The sequence below is a fragment of the Phreatobacter sp. GW821-FHT04C01 genome, assembly GCF_059420385.1.
Genome location: NZ_JBWKTP010000001.1, coordinates 789,090 through 807,640 on the forward strand (window position 1 = coordinate 789,090; position 18,551 = coordinate 807,640).

Genomic DNA, 18,551 nt, shown 5'->3' on the forward strand with positions numbered 1-18,551 from the left:
TGTTCTTGTCTTGTCTTTGGCCGGCGCGGACGCCGATGCGCCCCGCCGGCCTCGGCCGGCGGGGCTTTTCGGGTTCAGCTGGTCGGCGCGATGGTCATCCAGTCGGAGGCCGCGACCAGCCGCTTCTCGGCCGCCTTGAACTCGTAGATGCGGCCGACGGGCAATGAATTGCGGGTGACCGAAACCGGCACGCCGACGACGCCGCCGGTGTCGAAACCCTGGATCGAGCGCGCCGCCTTCATCAGGTTGACGGCGTTGAACTCCTGATTGGCAGCAATCGTGCGCTTCAGCGTCTCGACCGCGATCATGGCGTTGGTCCAACCCTGGAAATAGGCATTGGTGCGCACGCGGGTGCCGTTGAACTCGCGCACCAGCGCCATCTGGGCGCCGGGGGCGTTGGGGTCGAAATTGTAGCAGGAGACGCCGAGATAGCCGTCGGCGACCGCCCCGGCCCGGCCCATCAGCACCGTGTCGGTCGAATAGAAGGTGCCCATGAATTTCGAGGTCATGCCGGCCTGGCGGGCCTGGGCCATGAATTCCGGGATCGGCTGCAGCACATAGCCGTGGAAGATCACGTAATCCGGGTTGCGCCGGCGGATCTTCAGGACATCGGCGGAAACGTCCACCGACCCCGGCTGGGTGATGATCTTCTCGACGATGTTGAGGCCGAGGCGGGTCGCCTCCTGCTCGGCGGCGGCGATCGGGTCGCGGCCGAATTCGGTGTCGGAATTGACCAGGACGACGGAGGCGCCGCGCTTCTGGGCCTGGATGTAGCGCAGCAGCACGCGCAGCTGGTCGGAATAGTTCGGGCCCGGGATCCACTGGTTGGGGAAGCCGGCGGGGTCGTCGATCTCGGTGGCGAAGGATGCGCCGGCCATGACGGTGGTGCCGCGCCGGTTCAGCTCCGGGTTGATCGCCTTCTGGAAGCCGGTGGAATCGCCGAAGAAGATCGGGATGGTGTTCTGGCTGGTCAGCTTGGTGAAGATCGCCACCGCATTGTCGACCCGGTAGCCGGAATCCTCGGCGAGATATTTGATCTTGCGGCCGGCGACGCCGCCCTGGCGGTTGATCCAGTCGAAATAGTCGCGCGCGCCCTCGAAACCCTCGACACCGGCAAAGGCGAAGACACCGGTGAGCGGGCTCGCCGCGCCGATGACGATGTCGGGTGCCTGGGCAAAGCCCCGGCCGGCCGAGGTCGCGACCAGGGCGGCGCCGAGGCCGAGCTGATTGAACATGCGCCGGGAAAGCTTGGTCGAACGGCTTCGGGTCATGCGGGTCTCCTCCAGGGTTTCGCCCCGCCTTGCCGGCGGTGTCCAGGTCTCAGGTTCTGAATGGCCAGAGCGCGAAGAAGCGCCTCACACGCCGCCACATCTCGGCCAGCCCCATTGGCTCGAAGATCAGAAAGCCGACGATCAGCACGCCGAACACGACGTTCCGGACCGGCGCCAGATAGATCGGCGCGTCCGGGTACCAGGGGGTGATCACCGCCGCCGCGAGCTTCAGGAACTCCGGCACCAGGGTCATGAACACCGCGCCGAAAATGGCCCCGACAATGGTGCCGGCGCCGCCGACGATGACCGCGGCGAGGAAGAAGATCGAGGCGAGCGCCGGGAAGCTTTCCGGTGTCACGACGCGGAACAGATAGGCCCACAGGCCGCCTGCCACCCCGGCATAAAAGGACGAGATGGCGAAGCTGATCAGCTTGTACTTGAACAAGGGGATGCCGATGATCTCGGCGGAGATGTCGCGGTCGCGAATGGCGATGAAGGCACGTCCGACCCGGGTGCGGAACAGGTTCCTGGCCGCCAGCACCATGACGACGGCGATCGGCATGATCAGCCAGTAGAGCCGCTCGGGTGTCGCCAGCTCGATGCCGAAGACGCTGGCCGTGGGCACGTTGAGGCCGCGCAGGCCGCCGGTCACCGGCGTCCAGTTCAAAAAGACGAAATGCAGGATCACCGAAGCCGCGAGCGTCGCGATGGCGAGATAGAGACCCTTGATGCGCAGCGACGGCAGGCCGACGAGAATGCCGATGGCCGCGGCGATCGCGCCGGCCAGGATCAGGTTGAGATGGACCGGCGTGCCGAACCGGCCGTCGAAAAAGGCGACGGTATAGGCGCCGACCGCCATGAAGGCGGCATGGCCGAGGCTGACCTGGCCGGTATAGCCGGTCAGGATGTTCAACCCGGTGGTCGAGATGACGTTGATCATCACCAGCACGGCGAGGAACATCCAGTAGCCGGAGCCGACCAGCGGATAGGCGAACAAGGCGAGGATCAGAAGGCCGAACCAGACGCGCTGGGTGTCGGTCTTGAACAACGCCTCGTCGGCGGCATAGCTCTCCTTGGCGGTGGCGATCCTCATGTCACAGCCTCTCGATCTCGTGGGTGCCGAACAGGCCGTAGGGCCTCACCGTGAGCACGACGAGCAGGATCGAGAAGGTGGCGAGCAGCTTGAATTCGCCACCGAACACCAGTCCGACCATGGCTTCGAGCCAGCCGACGAACAGGCCGGCGATCAGCGCCCCGGCAATGCTGTCGAGGCCGCCGAGGATGACCACCACGAAGACCGACAGGCCGAACACGCCCATGGCCGAGGAAATGCCGCCGACCGAGCCGACCAGGATGCCGGCGAGCGCCGCCACCACCGAGGCGAGCATCCAGGAAAACGAGAAGACGCCGGGCACGTCGATGCCGACGGAGGAGGCAGCCGCCCGGTCGGTGGCGGTCGCGCGCAGCGCCACGCCGCCGCGCCAGAAGGCGAAGACCGTGATCAGCACCGAGACGACGGCGGCGGCGATCAGGAAGGAATAGGCGGTTTTCGACGGCACGAAGGCCTCGCCGAGGATCAGGGGCTGGTTCGGCAGGAATTCCGGCAGCCGGCGCGGCTCGGCGCTCCAGATGATCTCGACCAGGCCGATCAGGATCGACGACAGGCCGATGGTGACCATGAACACCGAGATCGGATTGTCTTTCAGCAGCGGCCGGATCATCACCCGCTCGATGACGCCGCCGACCAGGGCGGCCACCACCAGGGTCGCCGGGATCGCCGCCCAGATCGGCAAGGCGAGGCCGGCCGAGAAGCCGTAGAACACGAAGGCGCCGACCATCAGCATCTCGCCGATGGCCAGATTGATCACCTTGGTCGCCTTGTAGATGATGACGAAGGCGACGCCGGTCAGCGCCAGCAGCGCGCCGGTGCCGAGCCCGGCGAGGCTGGTTTCGACGAGGTCGACGAGATCGATCCTGCCAAACATCAGGCCACCGCCTCCGCCGGGGTTTTGCGCGGGTCGCCGGACGAACCGAGATAGGCCTTGATCACGTCCGGGTTGGCGCGGACCTCGGCGGGCGTGCCGGCGGCGATGCGGCGGCCGAAGTTCAGGACGCAGACATGGTCCGAGATATCCATGACCATGCCCATGTCGTGCTCGACCAGGAGGACGGTGACGCCCCATTCGTCGCGCACGTCGAGAATGGCGCGGGCCATGTCCTCGGTCTCCTCGCGGTTCATGCCGGCGACCGGTTCGTCGAGCATCAGGATGCGCGGCCGCATGGCCAGCGCCCGGGCGAGTTCCACCTTCTTCTGCAGGCCGTAGGGCAGGATCGCCACCGGCACGTTGCGGATATGGTCGAGTTCGAGGAAGTCGATGACGTCGCGCTCGATCTCGGCGCGCAGCTGCATTTCCTCGCGCCGGGCGCGGCCCCAGTACAGAAAGGCGTCGAGGACATTGGTCTGGAGATGGGCGTGACGGCCGAGCTTGATGTTGTCGAGCACGGTCATGCCGCGGAACAGGGCGATGTTCTGGAAGGTGCGGGCAAGGCCCAGCCTGGCCCGGTCACGCGCCGGCACATGGGTAATGTCCTGGCCGTCGAGCAGCACCTTGCCGCTTTTCGGCCGGTAGAAGCCGGACATGGCATTGAAGGCGGAGGTCTTGCCGGCGCCGTTCGGGCCGATCAGCGCGGTGATCGAGCCGGGCGCCACCGACAGCGATACGCCGTCCAGAGCCTTGACGCCGCCGAACTGCAGCGACAAGGCCTCGACCTCCAGACGTGCGGCAGACGGCCGCGCCGGCGCGGCCGATGATGATGGCGGCAACGCCATATCCTCCCTGGACCGGCGCTGCGCGGGATTTCCCGTCTTCGGCGCCGCATGATTCCCCCGTCCGGGCGGGCCGGACTTGGCAGGAAGGCTAGCGCTGGTTGCGCGAAGGTCAATGCGATTTCGTGCTTCAAACCGCCCCATCCGTCCTTCGGCCGATGGCGGCTGGCCGGGAATGCCTGGGAATTGACCTTCCGGCGGGCGGAACCGGCCGGAATGCCACGTTCGTGGGATGTCCTGCGGGATCGGGTCGCGCGCCGCCGGCGGTATCGACACGCCGCGAGCGGCCAAAGCGCACATGACGCTCGGGCGGCGCGCGATTTTGCGTTATGGGAGGCAGCGGTGCGGCGTCATCGGTCCGTTCGACCTTGATGCAGTGCCGGAAATCGCCCATTCTCGGGCGGTACATCCATAGAATGCAGCGAGCATTCGGTCGTGGCCTCTCCAGGCCCGTGCATGGGGCGATTTTGCGATGAGTTCGAAGACATATTCCACCGCCCGCGAGGCGCTTGCCGGGCAGATCAAGGACGGCATGACCATCATGTCCGGCGGCTTCGGCCTCTGTGGCATTCCGGACGTGCTGATCGAGGCGGTGCGCGACTCGGGCGCCAAGAACCTGACCGTCATCTCCAACAATGCCGGCGTCGACGGCGCGGGCCTCGGCATCCTGCTCGAGACCAAGCAGATCAAGAAGATGATCTCGTCCTATGTCGGCGAGAACAAGCTGTTCGCCCAGCAGTTCCTGTCCGGCGAGCTCGAGCTGGAATTCAATCCGCAGGGCACGCTGGCCGAGCGCATCCGGGCGGGCGGCGCCGGCATCCCTGCCTTCTTCACCAAGACCGGCGTCGGCACGATCATCGCCGATGGCAAGGAAATCCGCGATTTCGACGGCGAGACCTATGTGATGGAACGCGGCCTGTTCGCCGACATCGCGCTGGTTCATGCCTGGAAGGCCGATGGCGAAGGCAATCTGGTCTATCGGAAGACCGCGCGGAACTTCAATCCGATGATGGCGACCGCCGCCAAACTCACCATTGCCCAGGTCGAGCACCTGGTCGCACCCGGCGAGATCGATCCCGACCATATCCACACCGCCGGCATCTATGTGAAGCGCATCGTCCATATCGCCAATCCGGTGAAGCGGATCGAGCAGCGCACCACGCGCCCGCGGCAAGCGGCCTGAGAGGAGCATTAGTCTGATGGCTTGGACCCGTGATGAAATGGCCGCGCGCGCGGCCAAGGAGCTGCGCGACGGCTTCTACGTCAATCTCGGCATCGGTATTCCGACGCTCGTCTCCAACCACATCCCCGACGGCATGAACGTCCAGCTCCAGTCGGAGAACGGCATGCTCGGCATGGGCCCGTTCCCGTTCGAGGGCGAAGAGGATCCCGACCTCATCAATGCCGGCAAGCAGACCATCACCGAACTGCCGACGACCAGCTATTTCTCGTCATCCGACAGCTTCGCCATGATCCGCGGCGGTCATATCAACCTGTCGATCCTGGGCGCCATGCAGGTGGCCGAGAACGGCGACCTGGCCAACTGGATGATCCCCGGCAAGATGGTCAAGGGCATGGGCGGCGCCATGGACCTGGTCGCGGGCGTGCAGAAGGTCGTGGTGGTCATGGAGCACAGCGCCAAGGACGGCCCGAAGCTGCTGCATCGCTGCAACCTGCCGCTGACCGGGGCCGCCGTGGTCGACCTGGTGATCACCGACCTCGGCGTCTTCACCATCGACAAGAAGGGTGGCACCGGCATGACGCTCATCGAGCTCGCCACCGGCGTCACTCTCGATGATGTGAAGGCCAATACGGGCGCCGCCTTCTCGGTCAGCCCGACGCTCGCCGCCGCGGCCTGATACCGGGCCAGGCCCGCCAATGCCTTCGTGTCGCGCCGGCCCCGGTCGGCGCGACACGCATTTGCGGGCCGCCTGGCTGCCACGGCCGGCGCCCCGTGACTGGCCATTGAAAAGCCACGCAGCGACGCCATCTCTGCGCGATCATTGATGTCGCTCGTTCTGATGGCCGGCCGTCGCGGGCGGCAGCCCCGGACCCAGGATCACGTCGCGTGAGCCTCGCCTCTTCCCTGAAACGTGTGTTGACGATCGTCGGCGCCACGGCGCTGGCGCTGGCGCTCGCCTTGGCCCTGGTGCCCGCGCTGCTGCCGGCGGAAGGCGTTCGTGATGCCGTGGTGACCGAGCTGAGCCGCCGTCTCGGCGTGCCGGTGACCATATCCGGTCCGGTCTCGGTCTCGGTCCTGCCGCAACTTTCGGTGCAGCTCGACGGCGTGACCATCGGGACCGGCGGCGAGGTGCTGGCGACCGCCGACGCGGCGGTCGGCGCGCTCCGCCTGTTCCCGCTGCTCGCCGGCAGGGTTTCGATTTCCGACTACACCCTGGTCAGGCCGCGCATCACGGTCCGGGTCGCGGCCGACGGCGCGTCGAACTGGGATCGTGCGCTGGAGGCGGTCCGCCAGCTTTCCGGCGAACGTGCCGGCGGGCTGCCGGATTTCAAGATCGTCCAGGGCGCGGCGGTGGTGGTCGACGAAAAGACCCAGCAGCGGCTCGAGATCGACGATATGGAGATCGCGGTGTCATGGCCGCGGTTCGAGCGCCAGGCCAACCTCTCCGGCCGCTTCTCGGTGCGCGACGAGCCGGTCGAGATCAGCGCCGTGATCGGGCGCCCGCTGGCGCTTCTGACCGCCGAGCCGACCGGCCTGAAGATGCGGCTGTCGGCGGCCCCGGTCAGGGTCGGTTTCGAGGGCCAGATCGCCGGACGGGCGCAGACCATGGCCGCCGGCACCATGACGGTCGAAACCGCCTCGCTGCGTGCGCTGCTGCGCTGGCTCGGCCAGCATCCCGGCGTCGGATCGGCGCTCGGGTCGTTCGCGCTCAAGGGCGAGGTGCGCGTCACGTCGACCGAGCTCGCCTTCTCCCAGGTCAATGCCGAGCTCGACGGCAATCTGGCCGAGGGGGCCCTGACGGTGAGCTTCGAAGGCGCGCGGCCTCAGGTGCAGGGCACGCTCGATGCCGGCCGGGTGGTCGCGACGCCCTATTTCTCCGACATGAATCCGATCCCCGAGACCGACCGGGGCTGGAACCGCCGGCCGATCGATCTCAGCGCGCTCACCTCGTCGGATATCGACCTGCGGCTGTCGGCGCGCGAGGTGGTGCTGGGCGGGGCGACGCTCGGCCGCTCAGCAGCCTCCGTGACCTCGCGCAATGGCCGCCTGACGCTCACTCTCGGCGAAGCCCAGGCCTATGGCGGCAGCCTGCGCGGCGCCCTTGTCCTGTCGCCCCATGCCGATGGCGTCGAGGTCCGGGCGACGCTCAACGTCCAGCGCGCGGAACTCGGCCAGGGCCTGGCCGAATGGTTCGGCTATCGCCGGCTGGAGGGCACCGGCAATGCCCAGATCAGCATCGAGGGTCATGGTCCGACCATGTCGGACCTGGCGCGGACCGCCTCCGGCCAGGCGACGCTGACGGCGGTCGACGGCGCGATCCGCGGTTTCAATGCCGAGGCGATCCTGCGCCGGCTGGAGCGGCGGCCGCTGGCGGCGACCGGCGTCGACGCGCGCTCGGGACGCACGCCCTATGAGCGGATGGCGGCGACCATCCGCATCGTCAACGGCATTGCCAGCACCGATGATATCGTGCTCGACGGCCAGATCGTGCGCGTCAGGCTGGAAGGGTCGGCGCAGCTGCAGGCGCGCGAACTCGACCTGCGCGGTATCGCCATGCTGAAACGCAGCACCGGCACGCCGGCCACCGCCGAGAGCAATTTCGAACTGCCCTTCGTCGTCCAGGGCTCCTGGGACGATCCCTTCGTGCTGCCGGATCCGCAAAGCCTGATCCGGCGCTCGGGCGCCGCCGCGCCGCTGCGCGACGTCAACCGCGACCGCGACGCGCTGCGGGCGGTGCTCGACGCCATCAATCGCCAGGCCGGCCAGGAGGCCGCGGGCGAGCCGATGCCGCCGATCCCGTCTTTCGCGCCCTATCCGTCGTTCAGGCCGCAAAACTGAGATGAGGCGCGCGGTTGCCTTCGGCATGCCAGCTTCGCTGTGGCATGGTGGCCGAACCGATTCGTCCCCGCTTTCCGGAACCACAATGCGCTCACGCCTCCGCCTGGTCCTCGCTCGGGTCCTGCTCTCCCTCCTGGCCGTGGTTCTGATCGCCGGCCAGGTCCTGGCCCAGGCGCCGGCACGCGATCCGGCCGAGCAGGCGAAGGCGGCGCTCGACCAGATCGAAGCGGCCCTGGAACGCCGGCTCGGCGGCGACGAGCTCACCGATCTCAAGCGCAAGCTCGATCCGGTCCGCGATGCCTTGGCCGCGGCTCTCGCCGAGGTCGAGCCGCGCCTGGCCGAAGCCCGCGAAAGGCTGACCCAGCTCGGGCCGAAGCCGGCCGACACGGCGCCGGCCGAGGCGCCGGAAGCGCGCCAGTTGCGCGACACCCAGACCAAGGCGGTCGCCGATATCGATGCGCGGGTGCGCAATATCAAGGTGCTGCAGGTACGCGCCGACCAGTTCGCCGACCGGATCGTGGAAAAGCGGCGCCAGCTGTTCACCGCCGAGCTGTTCGAGCGATCGAACTCGGTGGTCGACCCGCGCTTCTGGTCGGACCTGTCGGGCGCGCTGCCATGGATGGCGCGATCGTCGGGCTTCCTGGTCACCGACTGGTGGCAACACCTGACCGATGTCGTCGGCACCGGCCGGCTGGCGGTGGCCGCCGCGACCGGGCTGCTGGCGGCCGGCGTGCTGTTCTGGCTCTACCGGACGCTCCGGCGGCGTGGCCTCTACCGGCGTCCGGACGACAATCCGGCCTCCGAGCTCGCCAAGGTGCTCGCCGATCTCCGGGTCAGCGCCGAACGCTCGCTGGTTCTGCCGATCCTGGTCGGCATCGCGCTCGCCATCGTCGAGAATTTCGGCCTCGTCCTGCCGCGCGCCGAACCGCTGGTGCCGCAGGCCCTGATGGCGGCGGTGCTGGTCATTTCGTTCACCCGCGGCGTCATGCAGGGCGCCTTCGCGCCGGGCGCGCCGGCCTATCGGCTGGTGCCGATGCCGGACGCCCAGGCCGAGGCGATTTTCGACGCCCTGCGCGGCGCCGCCTGGGTCGTCGCCGCCGGCATCTTCCTGCTGGCTTTGGCGCGCGTGCTGATCGCGCCGGTGGCGATTACCGCGCTGATCACCAGCCTGACCGCGCTGGCGATCGTCGTCATCATCCTCGTCTATCTCCGGCGCACCACCGAGCGCGAAGACGAGGACGCGGGCACCGACGATGAGGCGCCGCAAACCACCGAGGCGCCCGCCGCCGCGCCCGCCGAGCCGGCCATCTGGGGCTGGTCGCGGCCGGTGCTCTGGCTGATCGTCGCCGTGGTGCTGGTCGGACTGATCGCCGGCTATTCGGCGCTCGCCGCCTTCGTTGCCACCCGCCTCGTGGCAGCCGTGGTGATCACCGCCGCCACCATTCTGATCCTGCACCTGCTCGATGCCGTGATCGCCGAATGGTGTGGCGCGGGGACCCATCGCGGCCGCGTGCTGGCGGCCTCGATCGGCATCAAGCCCGAGCGGCTGCAATTGGCGGGCACCTTGCTCGCCGGCGTGCTCAGGGTGATCATCCTGATCCTTTCAGCCTTCTCCGTGTTCGGCCCCTGGGGCTTCGGCGGCGCTGCGGCGACCTTCGACGACGCCTTTTTCGGCTTGCGTTTCCACGAACTCAGGACCCTTGCGCTGACCATTGCCGGCGGCGTCGTCGTCTTGCTCGTCGGTTTCTTCATGCTGCGCGGCGTGCAGCGCTGGGTGCGCGACAAGGTGCTGCCGCTGTCCGGCATGGATGCCGGCCTGCAGAATTCGGTCGCCACCATCTTCGGCTATGCCGGCTTCGCCCTGGTGCTGGGCATCACCTTGCGCCAGCTCGGCCTTGACCTGTCGAACCTCGCCATCGTCGCCGGTGCGCTGTCGGTCGGCATCGGTTTCGGCCTGCAGTCGATCACCTCGAATTTCGTCTCGGGGCTGATCCTGCTCGCCGAGCGGCCGATCCGGGTCGGCGATTCCATCGTGGTGAAAGGCGAGGAGGGTTATGTCCGCAAGATCTCGGTCCGTTCGACCGAGATCGAGACCTTCGAGCGCGCCACCGTCATCGTGCCCAATGCCGATATGATCACTGGCGTGGTCAAGAACTGGACCCATTCGAACACGCTGAGCCGGATCGCGGTGCCGGTCCGGGTCGCCTATGATTCCGATCCGGAGGTCGTGCGCGACGAGCTCGTCGCGGTGGCCTGCGACAACCGCTTCATCATGCAACAGCCGCCGCCGCGGGTGTTCCTGATGCGCTTCGCCGATACCGGCCTCGACTTCGAGCTGCGCTGCGTGGTCTCCAATGTCGAATATTCGCTGACCGTGCGCAGCGACCTGCAGCTCGCCATTCTCAACCGGTTCCGCGAACGCGGCATCATGATCGCGCCGCCGCCACCGGCTGCCGTTGCCCGTCAATAGGCTGACGGTCGCATTCATGCCGGGTTCAGCGCCAACCCGGCATAAGTCACTCTATGGCAAGGGCTAATCCGCCCGGCGCGATCCTCGTCAGGTGACCAGGACGCACCGGCGGCGAGAACCGCCGCGCGCCCCGTCCGCCCCGGACGGCCAATGCCCATGCACACCGCCGCCGATGACGGCCCCGACGACGACCACCCGGTCGGCGAACCCTGGCGTTCGCCCGCCGGATCGGATGGAACATGATGACCCAGATCGACATGCATGATGTCTTCGCCCCGGCGCTCAGCAAGGCGGCGGCGATCCTCAAGGGCGAGAAGCGGCCTGATTTCAAGCGTGACGAAGTGCTTGCCGAGATCTTCGCGGCGACGGTGGCCCGCGATCCCGATCGCATCGCCATGATCGAGCAGGGCCGCCGGCTGACCTTTCGCGAGGTCGACCGGCTCTCGGCCGTGATGGCGTCCAATCTGCTGGCGCGGGGCATCGGTGTCGGCGACGTGGTCGGCCTGTGGATGCCGCGCGGCGCCGATCTCTTGATCGCCCAGATCGCCATCACCCGGACCGGCGCCGCCTGGCTGCCTTTCGACGCCGACGCTCCGGTCGAGCGCATCGCGGTCTGCCTCGCCGATGCCGAGGCCAAGGGCCTGGTGACCCATGATACCGGGCGGCCGCGCGCCGAGGCCGCCGGCCTGACCGTGTTCACCCAGGCGGATCTGGCGATCAGCGACGCGGCGATCGCGCTGCCGGTTCGCCCGGCCGGCCTGACGCCGGATCATCCCGCCTATCTGATCTATACCTCGGGCTCGACCGGCACGCCCAAGGGCATCGTCGTCAGCCACGGCAATATCTGCCACTACCTGCGCGCGGCCAACGCGGTCTACGGCATCACGCCCGAGGACGTCGTGTTCCAGGGCGCTTCTGTGGCCTTCGACCTGTCGATGGAAGAGATCTGGATCCCCTATCTCGTCGGCGCCACCATGGTGGTGGCGACGGCCGATGTCATGGGCGAGACCGACAAGCTGGCGCGGCTGCTGGCCGACGAGCGGGTCACCGTGCTCGACACCGTGCCGACCCTGCTCGCCATGCTGACCGAGGACGTGCCGTCGCTGCGGGTCGTCATCCTGGGCGGCGAGGCCTGCCCGCCGGCGATCGTCGAGCGCTGGGCGACGCCTGGCCGCCGCCTGTTCAATTCCTACGGCCCGACCGAAGCGACCGTGGTCGCGACCGTCGCCGAGGTGGCGCGCGACGAGCCGGTCACTATTGGCGGTCCGATCCCCAACTATAGCTGCTATGTCGCCGATCCCGAGACACTGGCGCTGAAACCGGTCGGCGCGGAGGGCGAATTGCTGATCGGCGGCCCCGGCGTCGCCAAGGGCTATCTGAAGCGCGATGCGCTGACCGCCCAGAAATTCATCGCCAACCCCTATGCTTCGGATGGTGACGATCCGGTGCTCTATCGCTCCGGCGATGCCGTGGTCGTCGACCCCGATGGCCTGATCCACTTCCGCGGCCGGATCGACGACCAGGTCAAGATCCGCGGCTTCCGGGTCGAGCTCGGCGAGATCGAGGCGCGCATCCAAGCCTTGCCCGGGATCGGCAATGCCGCGGTCGTGCTGCGCAACGATGACGGCCTGGACCAGCTCGTCGCGTTTCTGGTGCCGGCGGCCGGCGGAATCGCCGCGCTCGACGCCAAGGCGCTGCGCCGCGGGCTCGCCCAGAGCCTGCCCGCCTATATGGTGCCTGCTCGTTTCGAGATCGTCACGGTCTTGCCGCGGCTTTCCTCCGGCAAGGTCGACCGCAAGGCGCTGAAGGCGCTGCCGCTGGCGCTCGCCGACACGGCCGACCACCAGGACGAACCGCGATCCGCGACGGAAGCGGCGCTGCTCGCGGCCGCGGCCAAGGTCTTTCCGGGCCAGGCGGTGCCGTTCGATGCCGATTTCTTCACCGACATGGGCGGCCACTCCCTGCTGGCGGCGCGCTTCATCGGCCATGTCCGCGAGGACGCCCGCTTCGCCGCGATCACGCTCCAGGACGTCTATGGCCTGCGCAACCTGCGAGCCATGGCCGCGGCGCTCGACCAGCGGGGCACCGGTCTCGCGCGCGACCTGTCCTTCGAGCCGGTGCCGCTGCTGCGCCGGTTCTGGTGCGGGCTCGCCCAGGCGGTCACCTTGCCGGTGATCCTGTTTCTTCTCTCCGCCCAATGGCTCGGCATCTTCGTGGTGTTCCAGATGCTGGACGCCGACGAACTGGGCTTTTCCGGCCAGGTGTTCTCGCTGCTCGGCGTCTATGTCGCGATCACCGTGATCACCAGCCTCATCGGCATTGCCGGCAAATGGCTGGCGATCGGCCGGATGAAGCCGGGCGTCTATCCGCTCTGGGGCAGCTATTATTTCCGCTGGTGGCTGGCCTCGCGCTTCACCTCGCTGATCAAGGCGAAATGGTTCCAGGGCACGCCGGTCATGACCGCCTATATGCGGCTGATGGGCGCCCGGATCGGCCGCGACGTCATCATTTCCGATTTCGACGCCGGCTCGATCGACCTGATCAGCATCGGCGATCGGGTCACGACCGGCGCCAAGACCAAATTCGCCAATGTCGAGATCGTCGGCAACACCCTGATCGTCGGTACCATCGCCATTGGCGACGACGCCTATATCGGGACCTCCTCGGTGATCGGCGAGAACGCGGTGATCGGCGAGGGCGCCGAGATCGGCGATCTCAGCGCGGTCGAGCCGGGCACCCATGTGCCGGCCTGGGAGCTCTGGTCGGGCGCGCCCGCCGCCAAGACCGGCCTGGTCGACCGGGCCGCCTTGCCGGCGCAGGCCGGGGCGTCGCGTGCCCGGCGGTTCTCGATGACCGCGCTTTATGTCATCGCGCTCGTCACCGTGCCGCCGCTCGGGCTGCTGCCGATCTTCCCGGCCTTCTGGGCCTTCGACAACATGGACCAGGTCATTTCCGGCTTCACCAAGGCCGATACGCTGACCTATCTGCCGCTGCTCGCCTTCCCGACCGCGATTCTGCTGATCGTCTTCACCATGCTGATGCTGGTCGGCATGCGCTGGATCATCCTGCCGCGGCGGCTGCAGCCGGGCGTCCATTCGGTTCACTCCTCGGTCTATTTTCGCAAATGGGTGCTGGGGCTCGCCACCGAGGTGAAGCTCGAGACGCTGTCGTCGCTGTTCGCCACGCTCTACATGCGGACCTGGTACCGCCTGATGGGCATGCGCATCGGCAAGGGCTCGGAGATCTCGACCGCCATCAACGGCCGCTACGACCTGGTCGAGATCGGCGCCAACAACTTCATCGCCGACGAGGTGCTGCTCGGCGACGAGGACATCCGGCGCGGCTGGATGGAGCTGAAAATGGTCACCACCGGCGACCGGGTGTTCGTCGGCAATGACGCGGTGGTGCCGCCCGGCACGGTGATCGGCGACGATGCCCTGCTCGGCATCAAGTCGGTGCCGCCGGCGGCCCGGGCCATCGCCGCCAAGGAAACCTGGTTCGGCTCGCCGGCCATTCAGCTGCCGACCCGCCAGAAGGTCGATGCCGCGGCGAGCTGGACCTATGAGCCCTCGTTCGGGCGCAAGGCCGCGCGCGCCCTGTTCGAGGCGGCCCATACCGCCATCCCGACCATGCTGTTCATCACGCTCGGCTACTGGGCCGTGGCCCTCCTGGAGACCCAGATCGACGAGAGCCGCTGGTTCGCCGTCTTCGGGGTCTTCCTGCTCGCCTCCTGCATCATTCCGATCGTGATGACGCTCGCCACCGCCGGTCTGAAATGGCTGATGGTCGGACGCTACCGGCCCGGCATGCAGCCGCTCTGGTCGTTCTGGTCGATGCGCGCCGAGGCGACCGCCGTGCTCTATTGGGGCCTGGCCGGCAAGGTGTTCCTGGAATCGCTGCGCGGCACGCCGTTCCTGCCGATCGTCCTGCGCCTCTATGGCACGCGCACCGGCAAGGGCATCTGCATGAACTCGACCGATATCACCGAGTTCGACTGCGTGACGATCGGCGACCATTGCGCGATCAATGCCATGTCGGCCCTGCAGACCCACCTCTACGAGGACCGGATCATGAAGGTCGGCCGGGTCGAGCTCGGGCGCGGCGTCACCGTCGGCGCCGGTGCGACGGTGCTCTACGACACCAAGGTCGGCGATTTCGCCCAGCTCGGCTGCCTCACCGTGGTCATGAAGGGGGAGACAATACCGGCCAGCAGCGCCTGGACCGGCGCGCCTGCCCAACCGACCAAGGTCATGCATTGAGCCTCGATGTCGATTTCCGCTTCCAGGCCCCCGACGCGCGCGCGCCGGGGGCTTTCGCCGTGGCGCGTGAGGGATTAGGGCCGCTGGCCCGGCCGATCGTCCATGTGCTCGACCGGCGCGACCCCGTGGTTGCCGCCGCGCTTCAGGCGGTGGTGCTGCCACGGCCCGAGCGCGACCTTCTGGCCGGCATCCATCATGCCGGGCGGCGGGCCGAGCTGACCGCGCGGCGGGCGGCGCTCAGGCTCGCGATCGGTGCGGCGCTCGGGCTGGCGCCGCCCCTCGTGCCGCTCGGGCGCGGCCCGGCCGGCGAGCCGGTGGTGACCGGGTTCGGCCTGCATGTCTCGGCGTCGAGCCGGGGCCATCGCCTTGCAGTGGGGCTCTGGAACCTGCCCGTCGGTGTCGATGTCGAGGGGCCGATCGCCGAGGCGGCGCTGCCGCGGGCGATGATGCATGTGCGCGAGATCGCGCTGGTGGAGGCGGCGGCGGTCGCCGACCAGCCCGTGACGGCGGCGCTGGTCTGGGCCGCCAAGGAGGCGGCCTGGAAAGCCGCGACCATGCCGATCACGCGTGACCCCCAGGGCTTCGCCGTCACGATCGACGCGACCGGCCAGGTGACGGTCGAGGATCCCGGTCAGCCGGCGACCGGCGGCATCGCGCTCTGGCTGCCGGAGATCGACGGCGCGGTCGCGGTGGTGGTCGCCGGCGCGCCTCCCGCGCCGGCCGTTGCCGCGGACGGTGCTAAGCGCTGAATAGCGGCTGCATCGGCGCGATCGCTTCGGCACCGTATTCGAGGGAACCTACGGGAACAGCGCCGCCGATCGCCTCGATGACCCGGGCCGGCCAGACCGGCCCGAAACCGCCGCAGAGCTCGAGCAACTGAACCCCGTCATCGACCAGTTCCCTGGCGACCGCCAGGCCTTGCGACGGCTCGCTCACCCCAACAGCGATCATCTCGAACTGGCTCGAGGCCACCGCCATGCGATGGCGTGAGGCGTCGGGCGCGCCACCGGTGACGATGAAGCCGAATTTCCTCAGGGCCATGGATGGCTCTCCTGCAGAGCGGGTGCAGGGATCGCGCCGCCATCCCGCCGCGACGCGGACCGGCCGAGAGGCCGAGACCTTCGTTTCGTCGATGGGGGCGCCGTTCGACCGGCACCACCCGCAAACGTCCGTGTTATTCGTGCGGTCCGTCGCGCCTTACGGAGGACAAGGCGTCAAGCATGATGTCGCGGATTTCGGGTGCGAGCTCCGGCCGCCATTTCAGTCCGATCGACCTGACGGCATCGAGATCGCGCACCGGTCTTGCGACGACCTCCTCGCTCGCCAGGCTGCGCGGCGCGATGGCAATTCCGACGCCCTGGGCGACGAGCCGCATGGCCAGATCGTCGCGTTCCGCCCGGGCGGCGATCCGCATGCGGACCCGATCCGGCCACAGCCGCCCCCGCTGCATCTCGCAGCGCGTGCGCAGGACGATGCTTTCGCCGTCGAGATCAGCCAGCGACACGTCCGGATGCTGGCCGCGGGCAAAGCGGTGGCCATGGGCGGCCAGGACGACAAAGGGCTCGCGCCACAGGACCCGGGCATGATCCCCCGACGCCTCGACCGAGGTCCAGACGGCGTCGATGCGCCCTTGCCTGAGCCATTCGGCAAGGCGCAGCGGACCGCCTTCCCATAATTGCAGCCGGACATCCGGCGCGAGCCGGGCGAGGGATGCCGCACATTCGGCCACGTCGTTCGCGGCGATGGTCTGCAGGACCCCGAGGATCAGCCTGGCGGGCTTCGCCTGCTCGGCGCGGAATTTCGCGCGCGCCTCATCGCATTGCCGGAGTATTTCCAGGACGTCGCGGTGGAACTGCATCGCGCGGGCGGTCGGCCGCTGGCGCCGGCCGCTGTCCGAGCGCTCGAACAGCGGATGGCCGAGTTCGATCTCGAGCGCCTTCAGGCTCGCCGACACGGCCGGCTGGGACACCCGCAGACGTTCCGCCGCCTTGACCACGCCGCCGCAGTCGACGACCGCCGCGAAGAACCGCAGGTGCTGGATCTTCATCGCGATCCCTTATGTCTTTCCATCGATTTTATATATTATGCTTATATCATGCGCCGCCGCTAGGTTCCGCTCGCGACCGCACCCGACAGCGGTGCGACAAGGCGGAGCACGTCATGGCCTATCAGCATATCCTGACCGAGACGCACGGCACGGTCGGCCTCATCCGGTTCAACCGCCCGGCGTTCCGCAACGCGCTCTGCTTCGCGCTGCTGCCGGAGCTGCGCCGGGCGATCGATGCCTTCGAACTGGACGAGGCGATCGGGGCGATCGTGCTGACCGGCAATGACCTGGCCTTCGCGGCCGGCGCCGACATCAAGGAAATGGCCGGGCTGACGAGTTTCGCCGAGGTCTTCGCCCGCGAGTTCAGCGGCGGCGACTGGCTGCGCATCGCCACCAGCCGCAAGCCGGTGATCGCGGCGGTCGCCGGCTACGCGCTCGGCGGCGGCTGCGAGCTCGCCATGGCCTGCGACTTCATCCTGGCGGCCGAGACGGCGAAGTTCGGCCAGCTCGAGATCACCGTCGGCATCACCCCGGGCGGCGGCGGCACGCAGCGCCTGACCCGCTTCGTCGGCAAATCCAAGGCGATGGAGATGTGCCTGACCGGTCGGCTGATGGATGCCGCCGAGGCGGAGCGTGCCGGCCTGGTCAGCCGCGTTGTCGCCTCGGCGGAGCTCGTCGACGAGGCCATCCGCGTCGCCGCGAAGATCGCCGCCATGTCCCGGCCGGTCGCCATGATGGTCAAGGAATGCGTCAACCGGGCCTATGAGACGCCGCTCGCCGAGGGCCTGCTGTTCGAGCGCCGGGCCTTTCATGCCGCCTTCTCGCTCGACGACCAGAAGGAGGGCATGGCCGCCTTCGTCGAGAAGCGCCCGGCGGTGTTCACGCACCGGTAAGGGCCCGCCGGCACCCCGCCCGACAGGTGCAATCCGGGCGCTAACCGTTCTGGCCGATGACCGCCGGCCTGATGTCCTCGCTGTCGCCGATCCAGCTCAGGAACATGCGATGGCCGGGCGGGGTGATGTCGATGACCCGGCTTTCGGCGCTGCGCCGGACCCAGCCCTTGTCCAGCATGAGGTCGAGCAACGCCTTGCCGAGCGAGCCGGCCAGATGCGGGCGGCGCTCGCTCCAGTCAAGGCAGGCCCGGCACATCGGCCGGCGGCTTGTCGCCATGCGTTCGAAATCGATGCCCTCGGCGGCGAACAGCGCCTTGCCGATAGGGGTCATCGCCAGCGCGCCGTCATGGTCGGCGAGGCGGCCATTGGCAACAAAGGCATCGAGCAGGCGGACCGCCCATTCGCCGGCGATATGATCGTAGCAGACGCGGGCCTTGCGCATCGCGGGTTCGCGCGGGCCGGTGCGGGTGCGCAGCCGCCCGGTGCGGGCGGCAATGCCCATCAGGCCCTCGAGAACCTGGGCGATATCACCGCCGGACAGCTGGAAATAGCGGTGCCGCCCCTGGGCCGCGACCAGCAGCAGGCCCGCCTCGCTGAGCTTGGCGAGATGGCCGCTGGCGGTCTGGGCGGTGATGCCGGCCTCGCGGGCGAGTTCGCCGGCGGTCAGCGCGCGGCCGGACATCAGGGCGGCGAGCATGTTGGCGCGCGCGGGATCGCCGATCAGCGCGGCCACTTCGGAAATGCTGGGTCCGTCTTTCATGGC

14 protein-coding genes are annotated in these 18,551 nt (G+C 68.3%); 7 read left to right on the forward strand and 7 right to left on the reverse strand.

All coding sequences use genetic code 11. The features are described from left to right. Positions 1-74 precede the first annotated feature (74 nt). From AC07WJ_RS03725 to AC07WJ_RS03740, 4 genes are read right to left on the reverse strand one after another with little or no spacing between them, the layout of a single operon-like run. On the reverse strand, positions 75-1,271 hold the full coding sequence (locus tag AC07WJ_RS03725; protein WP_494933171.1) for an ABC transporter substrate-binding protein: 1,197 nt from the start codon (positions 1,269-1,271) through the stop codon (positions 75-77). 49 nt (positions 1,272-1,320) lie between these two features. Then, positions 1,321-2,364, reverse strand: a complete 1,044-nt coding sequence (locus tag AC07WJ_RS03730) for a branched-chain amino acid ABC transporter permease (protein WP_494933172.1) — start codon at positions 2,362-2,364, stop codon at positions 1,321-1,323. A gap of 1 nt (position 2,365) precedes the next feature. Continuing rightward, positions 2,366-3,256 carry a branched-chain amino acid ABC transporter permease gene (locus tag AC07WJ_RS03735; protein WP_494933173.1) on the reverse strand — a complete coding sequence of 297 codons (891 nt, stop codon included), beginning with the start codon at positions 3,254-3,256 and terminating at the stop codon, positions 2,366-2,368. Continuing rightward, on the reverse strand, positions 3,256-4,101 hold the full coding sequence (locus AC07WJ_RS03740; protein WP_494933174.1) for an ABC transporter ATP-binding protein: 846 nt from the start codon (positions 4,099-4,101) through the stop codon (positions 3,256-3,258). The genes AC07WJ_RS03735 and AC07WJ_RS03740 overlap by 1 nt, the downstream gene beginning before the upstream one ends. Before the next feature lie 469 nt (positions 4,102-4,570). Here AC07WJ_RS03740 and AC07WJ_RS03745 point away from each other — a divergent pair, with 469 nt between their 5' ends. From AC07WJ_RS03745 to AC07WJ_RS03770, 6 genes are all read left to right on the forward strand, one after another. Continuing rightward, positions 4,571-5,281 carry a CoA transferase subunit A gene (locus AC07WJ_RS03745; RefSeq protein ID WP_494933175.1) on the forward strand — a complete coding sequence of 237 codons (711 nt, stop codon included), beginning with the start codon at positions 4,571-4,573 and terminating at the stop codon, positions 5,279-5,281. A 16-nt stretch (positions 5,282-5,297) separates the two neighbouring features. Further along, positions 5,298-5,957: a 3-oxoacid CoA-transferase subunit B gene (locus tag AC07WJ_RS03750; protein ID WP_494933176.1), complete on the forward strand. Its 660-nt coding sequence runs from the start codon at positions 5,298-5,300 to the stop codon at positions 5,955-5,957. 209 nt (positions 5,958-6,166) lie between these two features. Beyond that, complete coding sequence (locus tag AC07WJ_RS03755; RefSeq protein WP_494933177.1) at positions 6,167-8,119, forward strand: AsmA family protein; 1,953 nt, start codon at positions 6,167-6,169, stop codon at positions 8,117-8,119. 85 nt (positions 8,120-8,204) lie between these two features. Further along, positions 8,205-10,589, forward strand: coding sequence for a DUF3772 domain-containing protein (locus tag AC07WJ_RS03760; protein WP_494933178.1), 2,385 nt, complete (start codon positions 8,205-8,207; stop codon positions 10,587-10,589). 239 nt (positions 10,590-10,828) lie between these two features. Next, positions 10,829-14,848 carry a Pls/PosA family non-ribosomal peptide synthetase gene (locus AC07WJ_RS03765; RefSeq protein WP_494933179.1) on the forward strand — a complete coding sequence of 1,340 codons (4,020 nt, stop codon included), beginning with the start codon at positions 10,829-10,831 and terminating at the stop codon, positions 14,846-14,848. Beyond that, positions 14,845-15,597, forward strand: coding sequence for a 4'-phosphopantetheinyl transferase family protein (locus AC07WJ_RS03770; protein ID WP_494933180.1), 753 nt, complete (start codon positions 14,845-14,847; stop codon positions 15,595-15,597). Before AC07WJ_RS03765 ends, AC07WJ_RS03770 begins: the two co-directional genes overlap by 4 nt. Here the strand turns inward: AC07WJ_RS03770 and AC07WJ_RS03775 are convergent. Beyond that, positions 15,587-15,889 carry a DUF6506 family protein gene (locus AC07WJ_RS03775; RefSeq protein ID WP_494933181.1) on the reverse strand — a complete coding sequence of 101 codons (303 nt, stop codon included), beginning with the start codon at positions 15,887-15,889 and terminating at the stop codon, positions 15,587-15,589. The two genes, AC07WJ_RS03770 and AC07WJ_RS03775, sit on opposite strands and share 11 nt — an antisense overlap. Before the next feature lie 133 nt (positions 15,890-16,022). Next, the gene (locus AC07WJ_RS03780; RefSeq protein ID WP_494933182.1) at positions 16,023-16,895 is read right to left on the reverse strand and encodes a LysR family transcriptional regulator; all 873 of its coding nucleotides are present in this window, start codon (positions 16,893-16,895) and stop codon (positions 16,023-16,025) included. A 113-nt stretch (positions 16,896-17,008) separates the two neighbouring features. Here AC07WJ_RS03780 and AC07WJ_RS03785 point away from each other — a divergent pair, with 113 nt between their 5' ends. Then, the gene (locus tag AC07WJ_RS03785) at positions 17,009-17,788 is read left to right on the forward strand and encodes an enoyl-CoA hydratase (protein ID WP_494933183.1); all 780 of its coding nucleotides are present in this window, start codon (positions 17,009-17,011) and stop codon (positions 17,786-17,788) included. A gap of 40 nt (positions 17,789-17,828) precedes the next feature. Here the strand turns inward: AC07WJ_RS03785 and AC07WJ_RS03790 are convergent, their stop codons facing one another. After that, complete coding sequence (locus AC07WJ_RS03790; protein WP_494933184.1) at positions 17,829-18,548, reverse strand: ArsR/SmtB family transcription factor; 720 nt, start codon at positions 18,546-18,548, stop codon at positions 17,829-17,831. Between the last annotated feature and the right edge of the window lie 3 nt (positions 18,549-18,551).

What these genes read in the sequence shown, in the direction of transcription:
- AC07WJ_RS03725 (WP_494933171.1), bottom strand. Translation starts at nt 1,271, where the DNA reads ATGACCCGAAGCCGTTCGACCAAGCTTTCCCGGCGCATGTTCAATCAG.
- AC07WJ_RS03730 (WP_494933172.1), bottom strand. Translation starts at nt 2,364, where the DNA reads ATGAGGATCGCCACCGCCAAGGAGAGCTATGCCGCCGACGAGGCGTTG.
- AC07WJ_RS03735 (WP_494933173.1), bottom strand. Translation starts at nt 3,256, where the DNA reads ATGTTTGGCAGGATCGATCTCGTCGACCTCGTCGAAACCAGCCTCGCC.
- AC07WJ_RS03740 (WP_494933174.1), bottom strand. Translation starts at nt 4,101, where the DNA reads ATGGCGTTGCCGCCATCATCATCGGCCGCGCCGGCGCGGCCGTCTGCC.
- AC07WJ_RS03745 (WP_494933175.1), top strand. Translation starts at nt 4,571, where the DNA reads ATGAGTTCGAAGACATATTCCACCGCCCGCGAGGCGCTTGCCGGGCAG.
- AC07WJ_RS03750 (WP_494933176.1), top strand. Translation starts at nt 5,298, where the DNA reads ATGGCTTGGACCCGTGATGAAATGGCCGCGCGCGCGGCCAAGGAGCTG.
- AC07WJ_RS03760 (WP_494933178.1), top strand. Translation starts at nt 8,205, where the DNA reads ATGCGCTCACGCCTCCGCCTGGTCCTCGCTCGGGTCCTGCTCTCCCTC.
- AC07WJ_RS03765 (WP_494933179.1), top strand. Translation starts at nt 10,829, where the DNA reads ATGATGACCCAGATCGACATGCATGATGTCTTCGCCCCGGCGCTCAGC.
- AC07WJ_RS03775 (WP_494933181.1), bottom strand. Translation starts at nt 15,889, where the DNA reads ATGGCCCTGAGGAAATTCGGCTTCATCGTCACCGGTGGCGCGCCCGAC.
- AC07WJ_RS03780 (WP_494933182.1), bottom strand. Translation starts at nt 16,895, where the DNA reads ATGAAGATCCAGCACCTGCGGTTCTTCGCGGCGGTCGTCGACTGCGGC.
- AC07WJ_RS03785 (WP_494933183.1), top strand. Translation starts at nt 17,009, where the DNA reads ATGGCCTATCAGCATATCCTGACCGAGACGCACGGCACGGTCGGCCTC.
- AC07WJ_RS03790 (WP_494933184.1), bottom strand. Translation starts at nt 18,548, where the DNA reads ATGAAAGACGGACCCAGCATTTCCGAAGTGGCCGCGCTGATCGGCGAT.